Annotated in this window: 12 protein-coding genes, 6 tRNA genes and 2 other RNA genes; 13 read left to right on the top strand and 7 right to left on the bottom strand. The window is 54.9% G+C overall.

Annotation, left to right across the window (positions count from 1 at the left end; all coding sequences use genetic code 11):
• Positions 1-178 precede the first annotated feature (178 nt).
• Positions 179-254 (bottom strand) — tRNA-Ala (locus HWQ14_RS11735).
• Between the two features lie 41 nt (positions 255-295).
• Positions 296-371: transfer RNA gene (locus tag HWQ14_RS11730), tRNA-Ala, on the bottom strand.
• 218 nt (positions 372-589) lie between these two features.
• Between HWQ14_RS11730 and HWQ14_RS11725 the strand changes: the two genes are divergently transcribed.
• Together HWQ14_RS11725 and HWQ14_RS11720 are read left to right on the top strand one after the other, a co-directional pair.
• Positions 590-952, top strand: a complete 363-nt coding sequence (locus tag HWQ14_RS11725; RefSeq protein WP_148419988.1) for a YfeC-like transcriptional regulator — start codon at positions 590-592, stop codon at positions 950-952.
• 1 nt (position 953) lies between these two features.
• Positions 954-1,340 carry a YfeC-like transcriptional regulator gene (locus tag HWQ14_RS11720; protein ID WP_209007142.1) on the top strand — a complete coding sequence of 129 codons (387 nt, stop codon included), beginning with the start codon at positions 954-956 and terminating at the stop codon, positions 1,338-1,340.
• 51 nt (positions 1,341-1,391) lie between these two features.
• Here HWQ14_RS11720 and gltX read toward each other — a convergent pair whose 3' ends face one another.
• The gene (gltX, locus tag HWQ14_RS11715) at positions 1,392-2,807 is read right to left on the bottom strand and encodes a glutamate--tRNA ligase (RefSeq protein ID WP_176609811.1); all 1,416 of its coding nucleotides are present in this window, start codon (positions 2,805-2,807) and stop codon (positions 1,392-1,394) included.
• 258 nt (positions 2,808-3,065) lie between these two features.
• Between gltX and HWQ14_RS11710 the strand changes: the two genes are divergently transcribed.
• The 7 genes from HWQ14_RS11710 (at position 3,066) to HWQ14_RS11680 (ending at position 4,220) form a co-directional block, all read left to right on the top strand.
• A tRNA-Val gene (locus HWQ14_RS11710) sits at positions 3,066-3,141 on the top strand.
• Positions 3,142-3,182: 41 nt separating this feature from the next.
• Positions 3,183-3,258 (top strand) — tRNA-Val (locus HWQ14_RS11705).
• Positions 3,259-3,287: 29 nt separating this feature from the next.
• Positions 3,288-3,363, top strand: a tRNA-Val gene (locus HWQ14_RS11700).
• Between the two features lie 4 nt (positions 3,364-3,367).
• Positions 3,368-3,443 (top strand) — tRNA-Lys (locus tag HWQ14_RS11695).
• Positions 3,444-3,472: 29 nt separating this feature from the next.
• Positions 3,473-3,598: non-coding RNA, RtT sRNA (locus HWQ14_RS11690), on the top strand.
• 29 nt (positions 3,599-3,627) lie between these two features.
• Positions 3,628-3,753: non-coding RNA, RtT sRNA (locus HWQ14_RS11685), on the top strand.
• A 122-nt stretch (positions 3,754-3,875) separates the two neighbouring features.
• On the top strand, positions 3,876-4,220 hold the full coding sequence (locus HWQ14_RS11680) for a FlxA-like family protein (RefSeq protein WP_176609810.1): 345 nt from the start codon (positions 3,876-3,878) through the stop codon (positions 4,218-4,220).
• Here HWQ14_RS11680 and HWQ14_RS11675 read toward each other — a convergent pair.
• The gene (locus HWQ14_RS11675; protein ID WP_148419991.1) at positions 4,211-5,152 is read right to left on the bottom strand and encodes a LysR family transcriptional regulator; all 942 of its coding nucleotides are present in this window, start codon (positions 5,150-5,152) and stop codon (positions 4,211-4,213) included. The two genes, HWQ14_RS11680 and HWQ14_RS11675, sit on opposite strands and share 10 nt — an antisense overlap.
• Positions 5,153-5,241: 89 nt before the next feature.
• Here HWQ14_RS11675 and HWQ14_RS11670 point away from each other — a divergent pair, with 89 nt between their 5' ends.
• Positions 5,242-6,237, top strand: a complete 996-nt coding sequence (locus tag HWQ14_RS11670; RefSeq protein WP_176609809.1) for a bile acid:sodium symporter family protein — start codon at positions 5,242-5,244, stop codon at positions 6,235-6,237.
• Here HWQ14_RS11670 and HWQ14_RS11665 read toward each other — a convergent pair.
• The 3 genes from HWQ14_RS11665 to zipA all read right to left on the bottom strand — a co-directional run bounded on the left by HWQ14_RS11665 (position 6,234) and on the right by zipA (position 9,515).
• The gene (locus HWQ14_RS11665; protein WP_048959525.1) at positions 6,234-6,449 is read right to left on the bottom strand and encodes a DUF3820 family protein; all 216 of its coding nucleotides are present in this window, start codon (positions 6,447-6,449) and stop codon (positions 6,234-6,236) included. The two genes, HWQ14_RS11670 and HWQ14_RS11665, sit on opposite strands and share 4 nt — an antisense overlap.
• Position 6,450: 1 nt before the next feature.
• Positions 6,451-8,466: an NAD-dependent DNA ligase LigA gene (ligA, locus tag HWQ14_RS11660; protein WP_176609808.1), complete on the bottom strand. Its 2,016-nt coding sequence runs from the start codon at positions 8,464-8,466 to the stop codon at positions 6,451-6,453.
• 68 nt (positions 8,467-8,534) lie between these two features.
• A complete protein-coding gene (gene zipA / locus HWQ14_RS11655) occupies positions 8,535-9,515 on the bottom strand; it encodes a cell division protein ZipA (RefSeq protein ID WP_176609807.1) in 981 nt (326 codons plus the stop codon).
• Between the two features lie 229 nt (positions 9,516-9,744).
• On the opposite strand from zipA, the gene cysZ reads away from it, so the two are divergent.
• From cysZ to ptsH, 3 genes are all read left to right on the top strand, one after another.
• Positions 9,745-10,506 (top strand): sulfate transporter CysZ, encoded by a 762-nt coding sequence (gene cysZ / locus HWQ14_RS11650; protein ID WP_176609806.1) that lies wholly within the window; start codon positions 9,745-9,747, stop codon positions 10,504-10,506.
• A 163-nt stretch (positions 10,507-10,669) separates the two neighbouring features.
• On the top strand, positions 10,670-11,641 hold the full coding sequence (cysK, locus tag HWQ14_RS11645; protein WP_006811453.1) for a cysteine synthase A: 972 nt from the start codon (positions 10,670-10,672) through the stop codon (positions 11,639-11,641).
• A gap of 317 nt (positions 11,642-11,958) precedes the next feature.
• Entirely contained in the window at positions 11,959-12,216 is a 258-nt protein-coding gene (gene ptsH / locus HWQ14_RS11640; RefSeq protein ID WP_000487600.1) for a phosphocarrier protein Hpr, read from the top strand.
• The last annotated feature ends 44 nt before the right edge of the window (positions 12,217-12,260 follow it).

Below are 12,260 nucleotides of genomic sequence, written 5' to 3'. Positions count from 1 at the left end.
TGACCGCATGGATAATAGGTTTATTAATTGCACGAATCAAGTTCAAGTCTAATTATGGACATGTTTATTGATTTGGATTGAGGTGAGGTATAGAAAACGACGTAACTGGCAACAAAACCAGTAAAAATATTTTACAACATATAAAAAAACCCCCGTCTTGCGACGAGGGTTTAAATTTTGGTGGAGCTAAGCGGGATCGAACCGCTGACCTCTTGCATGCCATGCAAGCGCTCTCCCAGCTGAGCTATAGCCCCACATGTTACTTTACCGACCGCACTCTGTTGGGTTCAGAGTTTGGTGGAGCTAAGCGGGATCGAACCGCTGACCTCCTGCATGCCATGCAGGCGCTCTCCCAGCTGAGCTATAGCCCCATCGTAAAGCTGTCATGTTGACGGGCGGCATAATATGAATTCCGCCGCAGAGTGTCAACGGCAAATTCAGTCTCTGCCTTTCAATCGCCGAAAAATCATGCAAATAAACCACTTTGCGAGCCTGCTCGCAGTCAGGAGTTAAGCCTGTCACGTTTTCACGTAAAACGGTGCTATAAGATGAACCACTAAATTAACCCCACAGATATTCAGGAAATTGCATGATCAAGGAACGAATGACGCCAGAAGAGTTAGCCTTGCTGACTGGCTATAGCCGACAGACCATCAATAAATGGGTACGTAAAGAGGGTTGGATTACTTCGCCAAAGCCAGGCGTTCAGGGCGGCAAGGCGCGTCTGGTACACGTCAATGATAAGGTGCGCGACTTTATTCGCAGCGCGCGCCGGGCAACAGAGACGCCGGACATGCCGGAAAATGCTTACCACGACGGTTCGCTTCATGCCCTGCTTCTGACGCTGGCGAATGAAATGACGCCGGATGAGCAAAAGCAGTTAACCTCTCTGTTACTGCGGGAAGGGATTACCGGATTATTGCAACGTTTAGGGATTCGCGAACAGAGCTGATATGAAAAGATTACGCAGCAAAATGACCACGGAAGAGCTGGCGGACAGTCTGGGCGTAGCCCGACAAACCGTTAATCGCTGGATACGACAAAAAGGCTGGAAAACAGAGGGCATTAACGGTGTAAAGGGTGGAAGAGCAAGGGTGGTCTGTATCGATGCTCACGTAAAAGAGCATATCATCAGCCTTCCTGCCATTCGTAACCGTCGCGCCGTATACCAGCTGGCGGAAAGTCCTTCCCCGTATGGCGTGGCGACCTCAGCGAGCCTGCTTCCGCAAATCATCGACTCGCTGGAAAACATGACGACTGCCGAACAGGAACGTTTACGCACGTTGCTCGCCCGCGAAGGCTTGCAGGGTTTTCTTACACGTCTCGGTATTGCTGAATAGCAGACATAAAAAACGGCAGGTCACCCTGCCGTTTACCGTAACACGCCAGAATTACTGCTGGCTTTCACGCTCGGCAATAAAACCCAGCGCCTTGTTGATACGCGCAATGCTGCGTGATTTACCGATCGCATGAACGGTCACGTCCAGCGCCGGAGACTGGCCAGCACCCGTCACCGCAACGCGCAGCGGCATGCCAACTTTACCCATGCCGATTTCCAGCTCATCAGCGGTAGCCTGAATCGCGTGGTGAACATTTTCAGCAGTCCACTCGGTAATGGCTTCCAGTTTGTCGCGCACCACTTCCAGCGGCTGGCGCGCAACCGGACGCAGATGCTTCTTCGCCGCGTCGGCGTCGAACTCGTCAAACTCTTCATAGAAGTAGCGGCAGCTCTGGGCAATCTCTTTCAGCGTTTTACAACGTTCGCCGAGCAGTTTCACCAGATCCGCCAGCTCGGGGCCGGTACGGGTATCGATATTTGCCTGCTCAATATGCCACTGCAGGTACGTCGCCACATATTCTGGCTGCATGGTATTGATGTAGTGGTGGTTCAGCCACAGCAGCTTGTCAGTGTTGAACGCGCTGGCTGATTTGCTCACCGAGTTCAGAGAGAACAGCTCGATCACCTCTTCGCGGCTGAAGATCTCCTGATCGCCGTGAGCCCAGCCCAGACGCACCAGATAGTTCAGCAGCGCTTCCGGCAGATAGCCGTCATCACGGTACTGCATCACGCTCACCGCACCATGACGCTTGGACAGTTTTTTACCGTCGTCACCGTTGATCATTGATACGTGCGCATACACCGGCACTGGCGCGTTAAGCGCTTTGAGAATGTTGATCTGACGAGGCGTGTTATTGATATGGTCTTCCCCACGGATCACATGGGTGATCTCCATATCCCAGTCGTCCACCACCACGCAGAAGTTATAGGTAGGAGAACCATCGGTACGACGGATAATCAGGTCGTCCAGTTCCTGGTTGCTGAATTCGATTGGGCCACGGATCTGGTCATCAAAAATAACGGAGCCGTCCTGCGGGTTAGCAAAACGCACCACGCACGGTTCGTCAGCGGCATGTTCGCTGTGGTCATGACGGCAGCGGCCGTCATAGCGTGGTTTTTCACCGTTTGCCATCTGCTCTTCGCGCAGCGCATCCAGACGCTCTTTGGAGCAGTAACACTTATAGGCGGTACCTGCGACCAGCATCTCGTCAATCACGGCGTTATAGCGGTCAAAACGTTTGGTCTGGAAGTAAGGGCCTTCATCCCACTGCAGATTCAGCCAGTTCATCCCATCCATAATGGCTTCAATTGCTTCCGGCGTTGAGCGCTCAAGATCGGTGTCTTCAATACGCAGCACAAACTCACCTTTGTTGTGACGTGCGAAAAGCCAGGAATAGAGAGCAGTACGTGCACCACCGACGTGCAGATAGCCTGTCGGGCTCGGCGCGAAGCGAGTTTTGATTTTCATGAAATGGCCTTACGTTATAAAGATGCCGGTAATCGGCAAATCCTGGGGAGAAAACAATGGGCAATATTCTATCACTGTGGGCCGATTCCTCAATGTCGATCACTTTATCCGGCCCGAGATTGCTGTTTTTGTTTAGAAATCATGCACCGCAGTCGGTTTTGCGATCGTTTTGACTAATTTTACGACGAACGAATAAAAACTTTAGAAAATGCGTTGACTCATTTTCAACTCTCCCTATAATGCGACTCCACACAGCGGGGGTGATTAGCTCAGTTGGTAGAGCATCTCCTTTACACGGAGGGGGTCGGCGGTTCGAGCCCGTCATCACCCACCATCTACTTCGGTAGGCTCGCAGTGTAGATAAGAATTGAGATTGGGCGATTAGCTCAGTTGGTAGAGCATCTCCTTTACACGGAGGGGGTCGGCGGTTCGAGCCCGTCATCGCCCACCATTCTCACCTTATCGCAGCAGTTCCGAAATGGGCGATTAGCTCAGTTGGTAGAGCATCTCCTTTACACGGAGGGGGTCGGCGGTTCGAGCCCGTCATCGCCCACCATTTCGGGTCGTTAGCTCAGTTGGTAGAGCAGTTGACTTTTAATCAATTGGTCGCAGGTTCGAATCCTGCACGACCCACCAATGTAAAAAAGCGCCCTAAAGGCGCTTTTTTGCTATCTGCAATATGGATGATTCGAACCTGCTGCAGGTTCGAGCCGAACGCAGTGAGGCACCGGAGTCGTTTACGACGACGGCCCGAAGGGCGAGCGAAGCGAGTCATCCTGCACGACCCACCAATGTAAAAAAGCGCCCTAAAGGCGCTTTTTTGCTATCTGCAATATGGATGATTCGAACCTGCTGCAGGTTCGAGCCGAACGCAGTGAGGCACCGGAGTCGTTTACGACGACGGCCCGAAGGGCGAGCGAAGCGAGTCATCCTGCACGACCCACCAGTGTAAAAAAGCGCCCTAAAGGCGCTTTTTTGCTATCTGCGATACAGCACCTTCTGCTGCAGTTTTTCTCAAGCTCCCCGCCGCCGTGCCGATACCTCTTATTTATGGCAAGAGGAATAAAGATGACCACCATTCATGCATCAACGCCATCCGTTCAGAGCCAAAGCACCGGCAGCAGCGGAAATGTGAGCGGCAACGATATCTCCGCACAAATCATGCGGATCACGAAGCAGATCACAAAGCTGACTCAGCAGTTAAAAGAGCTTGCCGATAGCTCCGCCAGCGCAGAAGAAAAGAAAAAGCAGCAGGAGCTGATCCAGACGCAAATCAAAATGCTACAGGCGCAGCTGGCACAATTGCAGCGCCAGCAGGCCGAAGAAGCGCAGAAAAAGCAGGAGCAAATGCTGGGTAAAGCCGAAGGGGTTAATCACCCTTCCGACGATCGTCAGATTGATGTCTATATCTGACAATCAGAAACGCTAAACAGCGGGTCGCGCGTGCGGGCCTGGGTTAATTTCTGAGACTGTATGCGCACCACTTCCCAGATAGCCTGCGCCGCTCCCGAGAGCGAGCGATTTTTACGGCGTACCAGCATCAGCTGACGCTCGATAGCCGGCGTAAAACGCTTAACAACCAGGCGGCTTCCCTGCGGCAGGGGCAGCGCCAGCGCTGGCAATACGCTGATACCGATTCCCGCTTCTACCATGGGGAATAACGTTGCGGGGTGGCCGATCTCCTGAACGATGGTAGCCTGAACGCCTTGCGCCGCCAGGGCTGCGTCAATCAGCGGGCGACTTCCCGACGCGTAATCCTGCAAAACCAGATTCGCCCCCTGGAGCGACTGCCAGCCCACCTGCGGTAACAATGCCAGCGGATCGTCGTCGCGACACAGCAGCAGGAAGGGTTCAGACAGGACAACCTCCGAAACCAGATCGCTCACCGGGCCGGGGTCAATAACGATGCCAAAATCCACCTCGCCCTGGCGGATGCTCTCCAGCACCCACTGCTGCGGCCTGTCGTGCAAAACAAAATCGATATCCGGGTAGCGCAGGTTGCCTTCAGCGATGCACTGGGGGATAAGGTGCGCGGAGATCGTCTGGCTCGCCGCCACTCTCACGGTGCCGGAAAGCTGTTGCCCAAGCCGGCCCACATCCCTCAGCGTGCTGTTCAGTTCGTCCAGCAGCCTCTCCAGACGCGCGGCCAGCTGCTGTCCTGCTTCGGTGAGCACCACTTCCCGCGTCGTGCGGTCAAGGAGCTTTACGCCGGTCTGGGTTTCCAGCTCCTTAACGCTATGGCTGACCGCCGACTGGCTGAGGCCGATCATCTCCCCTGCCCGGCTAAAGCTGCGGGCCTGCGCGACGGTAACAAAAACGCGAAGCTGACGTAGTGAATAATTCATCTAATTAATTCATGAATAAATGCAATAAATCAATTTTATTTCTCAAAGGGAAGAAAGCACAATAGCGATATCTGATTTCAGGAGTGATTATGAAACTTTTTCGTATCCTTGATCCGTTTACGCTGACCCTAATTGCCGTCGTCCTGCTGGCCTCCTTCTTCCCGGCGCGCGGAAGTTTCGTTCCAGTTATTGAAGGGCTGACCACGGCCGCCATCGCGCTGCTGTTCTTTATGCACGGCGCCAAGCTCTCCCGGGAAGCGATTATTGCAGGCGGCAGCCACTGGCGGCTGCATCTCTGGGTAATGTGCAGCACCTTTATCCTCTTCCCGGTTCTGGGGGTGTTGTTTGCCTGGTGGGCACCGGTGAACGTCGATCCGGCGCTTTATACCGGTTTCCTCTATCTGTGTATTTTGCCGGCCACCGTACAGTCCGCCATCGCTTTTACCTCACTGGCGGGCGGCAACGTCGCGGCGGCGGTCTGCTCCGCTTCCGCTTCCAGCCTGCTGGGGATCTTTGTTTCCCCGCTGCTGGTTGGGCTGCTGATGAATATGCACGGCGCGGAAGGTAACCTGGAGCAGGTGGGTAAAATTTGCCTGCAGCTGCTGCTGCCGTTTGTGCTTGGGCACCTGTCCCGCCCCTGGATCGGCGCGTTCGTGGCTAAACGCAAAAAATGGATCGCGAAAACGGATCAGAGCTCGATTCTGCTCGTGGTTTACACCGCCTTTAGCGAAGCCGTTGTCAACGGCATCTGGCACAAGGTGGGGGCCGGTTCGCTGCTGTTTATTGTTGTGGTCAGTATCGTTCTGCTGGCGATCGTCATCGCGGTTAACGTCTTCGTGGCCCGCAAATGCGGCTTCAGTAAAGCCGATGAAATCACCATCGTGTTTTGCGGCTCGAAAAAGAGCCTGGCCAACGGGATTCCGATGGCCAATATTTTGTTCCCGACCTCGGTCATTGGGATGATGGTGCTGCCGCTGATGATTTTCCACCAAATCCAGCTGATGGTCTGTGCGGTCCTGGCGCGCCGTTACAAGGCGCAGAAGGAAAAACTGGCGCAGGAAGAGACCCGCGCCGCAAAGGCTTAAGGACGCTTCAGGGGCTGAACCAGCTGGGTCAGCCCCTCGGTTTTGATCAGTAACGTGACGGCCATCAGCTCGCCCAGACGCCCGGCGGGAAACTCGTCCTTACGGGCAAACCACAGCAGATACTCCTCCGGCAAATCAATGAGCCTGCGGCCCTTATATTTACCGAACGGCATCTCCGTATTGGCGATCTCAACGAGCTGCTCTTTTTCCACGTTATTCTCCTAACAGACGCATCATTTCCGCTTCGCCGATCACGTCAATGCCGAGCTCCTGCGCTTTGGCGAGCTTGGAGCCGGCCGCTTCCCCGGCAATCACCAGATCCGTTTTCTTCGACACGCTGCCCGCCACTTTTGCCCCCAGCGCCACCAGCCGCGCCTTCGCATCATCGCGCGAGAGCTGGCTCAGGCTACCGGTCAGGACCACCGTTTTACCCGCGAACGGGCTGTCGATCTCTTCTACATTAACCACTACCGGCGCGGGCCAGTGAATGCCCTGCTCCAGCAATTTGCCGATCACCTCGCGGTTACTCTCTTCGGCGAAGAAGTTAAAGACGTGGGTTGCGACCACAATGCCCACATCCGGGACTTTCTGTAACTCTTCAATGCTGGCTTTCTCCAGCGCGTCCAGCGTGCCGAAATAGGCCGCCAGACCTGCCGCCGTCGCCTCCCCCACTTCACGAATGCCGAGCGCGTAAAGGAAACGGGCAAAGGTTGTATTTTTTGCCGCTTCCAGCGCATTGACCACGTTTTGGGCAGATTTCGGCCCCATCCGGTCAAGGCCGGTCAGCTTACCTGCCGTCAGCGTAAAGAGGTCTGCTGGCGTATGAACGTACTCTTTTTCAACGAGCTGATCGATAATCTTGTCACCCATTCCGTCGACGTCCATCGCCCGGCGGGAGACAAAGTGCTTGAGCGACTCCTTACGCTGTGCCCCGCAGATTAACCCGCCCGTACAGCGCGTTACCGCTTCACCCTCCACGCGCTCTACGTCCGAACCGCATACCGGGCAGTGGGCCGGAAACTCAATGGCGCGGGTATCGGCGGGACGCTCTGACTCCACAACGTTAACCACCTGCGGTATCACATCCCCCGCGCGGCGAATAACCACTTTGTCGCCAATGCGCAGGCCCAGACGCGCGATTTCATCGGCGTTGTGCAGCGTGGCGTTACTGACCAGCACGCCAGCCACCTGCACCGGCTCCAGACGCGCTACCGGCGTAATCGCTCCCGTACGGCCAACCTGGAACTCCACGTCGCGAACGACGGTCATCTGCTCCTGGGCCGGGAATTTAAAGGCCACCGCCCAGCGAGGCGCGCGAGCCACGTAGCCCAGCTGCTCCTGCAATGCCAGGGAGTTAACCTTGATCACCACGCCGTCAATATCAAACCCGAGAGCAGGACGATCTTCTTCTACCTTGTGATAGAACGCCAGCACCGCCTCAGGGGAGTCGCAAAGCTGCACGCGGTTGCTTACCGGCAAGCCCCACTCTTTGAACTGGAGTAAACGTCCCAGGTGGGTATCAGGCAGTTCTCCGCCTTCCAGAATCCCGACGCCGTAGCAGAAGAAAGTAAGCGGTCGCTTCGCGGTGATGCGCGGATCGAGCTGACGCAGAGAGCCTGCCGCCGCGTTACGCGGGTTCGCAAATACTTTTCCGCCGGTGCGGCGCGCTTCTTCGTTGATCTTCTCGAAGCCCGCCTGCGGAAGGAACACCTCCCCGCGTACTTCCAGCCGCGCGGGAATGTTATCGCCGCGCAGCTTCAGCGGGATCGCACGGATGGTGCGCACGTTGGTGGTGATATCTTCCCCGGTGGTGCCATCGCCGCGCGTCGCGGCACGCACCATTACGCCGTTTTCATAAAGAATACTGACGGCCAGACCGTCCAGCTTCAGCTCGCAGCACCAGCTCAGGTTGTCGACACTCTTCAGGCGATCCTGCACGCGCTTGTTGAAAGCCAGAAAACTCTCTTCATCAAACACGTTATCCAGCGACAGCATCGGCACCTCGTGGCGCACCTGGCTGAATGCGCCAAGCGGTTCCGCACCGACGCGCTGCGTCGGGGAGTCGGGCGTAATCAGCTCCGGATGGCGGGCTTCCAGCTCGCGCAGCTCGCGCATCAGGCGGTCATATTCCGCATCCGGCACTTCCGGGGCGTCCATAACATGATAGAGATATTCATGATGGCGAAGCGTGGTTCGCAGTTCAGTAAGTTGTTGTTCGATTGGGTCCATATCGCACCATCAATGAGAAAAACCCCCGACAGGCGGGGGTTGAGGAGGAGTTGAAGTAAACGCGACGATTACGCGTTAGCTTCCTTAACTTCGCGGATGCGGTCCTGATATTCGCGCAGCTTCTGCGGCGTCATCATTCGACGCTGGTCGTCGAGCACCACACCGCCCACTTCGTCGGCAATGTGCTGAGCGGACTGGAGCATCAGCTTAAAGTTTTGCAGTTCGTCACCGTAGGACGGCACCTGCATAAAGATGGTTACGCCCGGCGTGACGAAATCACCGGTCATTTCCGGGTCAAACGTTCCTGGATTCACCATATTGGCCAGGCTAAACAGTGCCGGACCGCTGCCGTCAGGACTCAAATGACGATGGAAAATATTCATATCGCCAAATTTGAAGCCCGCCTGTTGAATGCTGTTAAGCAGCACATCGCCGTTCAGATGGGTGCCATGATGGGCGGCCACGTTCATGACGATCACCGCTTCTTTACGCTGCGGCTTTTCAACAACCGGTTCTGGCTCTGCGACCGGCTCAGGCTCTACGCGCGGAGCAGGTGCGGGCTGTGGCGCAGGCTGCACGGGTTCAGGCTGCGGCGGCTGCACCTGCTGCGGCTGCTGAACTGGCGGCGCAGGTTGTGGCACGGGTTGCGGCTGTACCGGCTGTGGCGCCACGGGCTGCTGCACAGGCTGCGGCGGTGCCTGACGTACAGGCTCTTCCACCGGCTGCGGCGCTGGCTGGCGCGGCTGGGCTGAGGCGTACGGCGGTTGATACTGGTGCTGCGGAGCGCGGGGGGCTTCATGCTCCCCATGAGCCGCGCCGGGCGCACTATTGACCCGATGCACACGAACTTCACCCACGCCGTCATCGTCCAGCCCGTCGATGTCGTCTTCCACGTCATCGTCATCACGACTGGACTTCATGCGCTTCAGTGGACGATCGCGAAACATTGAGGAACGCTCTTTACGGCTGGTCCAGAAACCATGTACCAGTAAAGCGATTATGGCGATCGCGCCAACAATGATTAATATCAGACGCAAATCCTGCATCATTATATTCTCTGTTGTTCTAACACCTTGCCACCACGGCAAACATTTACTCACTAAGAGTATTTGCCGTTTACGTCAAGTGCAAGTGTGTGCAGAGCATTCACAGCATAAAGATGAACTAAATCGTGCTTTTTGCTGGTTTTTCGAACATTTCCGAACTGGTCATTGTCCCGTAACTGGATAATATAGGCGGGCAATTCCACTGGTTGTGTAAAAAGGAGTACAGCCTGGTATGGTTTCAACATCTTCTTCTGCCCCACGCAGCGGGGTCTGGTATTTTTCTCAGGGCTGGAAACTTGTCTCCCTGCCGGGCATTCGGCGCTTCGTGATCTTGCCGTTGCTGATCAACATTATTCTGATGGGCGGCGCCTTCTGGTGGCTGTTCACCAGGCTGGAAAGCTGGATCCCGTCTCTTATGAGCTATGTGCCGGACTGGTTGCAGTGGCTTAACTACCTGCTCTGGCCAATTGCGGTTATCTCCGTGCTGCTGGTCTTCGGCTATTTCTTCTCGACGATTGCGAACTGGATAGCCGCGCCGTTCAACGGCCTGCTGGCCGAACAGCTGGAAGCGCGCCTTACCGGTGCAACGCCACCCGACACGGGCGTACTGGGGATCATGAAAGACATCCCCCGCATTATGAAGCGCGAATGGCAAAAGTTTGCCTGGTACCTGCCGCGCGCGGTCGTGCTGCTTATCCTTTATTTTGTGCCCGGCATCGGCCAGACGGTCGCGCCCGTGCTGTGGTTCCTGTTCAGCGCCTGGATGCTTGCCATCCAGTACTGTGACTACCCGTTTGATAACCATAAGGTGCCGTTTAGGGAGATGCGCACGGCTCTGCGCACCCGGAAGGTCGCCAATATGCAGTTCGGCGCGCTCACCAGCCTGTTCACCATGATTCCTTTCCTCAACTTGTTCATCATGCCGGTTGCGGTATGCGGTGCGACGGCGATGTGGGTTGACTGCTATCGTGCAAAGCACGCGTTATGGAAATAATGCAAAAATGTGTAAACAAGGGGTAGCTTATGCTATCCCTTATTCCATACTGATCCCCATTATTTCCTTGCAGCATATAGATATGCGATTTCCTTACTTCCCCATACCTGTTCAACAGGTATGCTGGGTCGGTATCCCAATTTCATACAGTTAAGGACAGGCCATGAGTAAGATTTATGAAGACAACTCGCTGACTATCGGTCATACGCCCCTGGTTCGACTGAACCGTATCGGTAATGGACGCATTCTGGCGAAGGTCGAATCACGTAACCCGAGCTTCAGCGTTAAGTGCCGTATCGGTGCGAATATGATTTGGGATGCTGAAAAACGTGGCGTGCTGAAGCCGGGCGTTGAGCTGGTTGAACCAACCAGCGGCAATACCGGGATCGCGCTGGCCTATGTTGCGGCGGCGCGCGGCTATAAGCTGACGCTGACCATGCCTGAAACCATGAGCATTGAACGCCGTAAGCTGCTGAAGGCGCTGGGAGCAAATCTGGTCCTGACCGAAGGCGCGAAGGGCATGAAGGGTGCGATTCAGAAAGCGGAAGAGATTGTCGCCAGCGATCCGGCAAAATATCTGCTGCTTCAGCAGTTCAGCAACCCGGCTAACCCGGAAATCCACGAGAAAACCACGGGCCCGGAAATCTGGGAAGATACCGACGGCCAGGTCGATGTGTTTATCTCCGGCGTCGGCACCGGCGGCACGCTGACCGGCGTGTCTCGCTATATTAAAGGCACGAAGGGTAAAAAAGATCTGATTACCGTTGCCGTTGAGCCAACCGATTCTCCGGTTATAGCGCAGGCGCTGGCGGGTGAAGAGATCAAACCAGGCCCGCACAAAATTCAGGGTATCGGCGCGGGCTTTATTCCAGGCAACCTGGATCTTAAGCTGATTGATAAAGTCGTGGCCATTACCAATGAAGAAGCTATCTCTACGGCGCGTCGCCTGATGGACGAAGAGGGTATTCTGGCAGGCATCTCTTCCGGTGCGGCAGTTGCGGCAGCCCTTAAGCTGCTGGAAGATGAAACCTTTACCAACAAGAATATTGTGGTTATCCTACCGTCTTCGGGTGAGCGTTACTTGAGCACCGCACTGTTTGCCGATCTCTTCACAGAGAAAGAGCTGCAACAGTGATGCCAGTATGTTAAAAACGCGTAAAAAAGCACCTTTTCAGGTGCTTTTTTGTGGCCTGCTTCAAACTTTTACCCCTCCTGGCATTGCTTCACCCCGTTGGGTCTGGTATTTAAACCAGCAATTATTTTGATGCGCGAAATTAATCAGTGAACGAAATAGCGCTGCTGAATCGATTTTATGATTTGGTTCAAGTCTTGCTTTCACTGCATAATGTTTAATGACGATTGAAACGTCAGCGCTAACTATACAGGCTAAAGTTAAGTCGCCAGGCTAGACTTTAGTTCCACAACACTAAACCTATAAGTTGGGGAAATACAATGTTCCAGCAAGAAGTTACCATTACCGCTCCGAACGGTCTGCACACCCGCCCTGCTGCTCAGTTTGTTAAAGAAGCGAAAGGCTTCACTTCTGAAATCACTGTGACTTCTAACGGCAAAAGCGCTAGCGCGAAAAGCCTGTTCAAACTGCAAACTCTGGGTCTGACTCAGGGTACCGTTGTGACCATCTCCGCAGAAGGTGAAGATGAGCAGAAAGCAGTTGAGCATCTGGTTAAGCTGATGGCTGAGCTCGAGTAAGTTTACCGGGATCTTTTCAATATCAGTCACAAGTAAGGTAGGGT

This window comes from Enterobacter cloacae (assembly GCF_013375935.1).
GTDB classification, from domain to species: domain Bacteria; phylum Pseudomonadota; class Gammaproteobacteria; order Enterobacterales; family Enterobacteriaceae; genus Enterobacter; species Enterobacter pasteurii.
The sequence above is the reverse complement of the archived record's forward strand: the minus strand, read 5'-3'. Positions and strand labels throughout refer to the sequence as shown.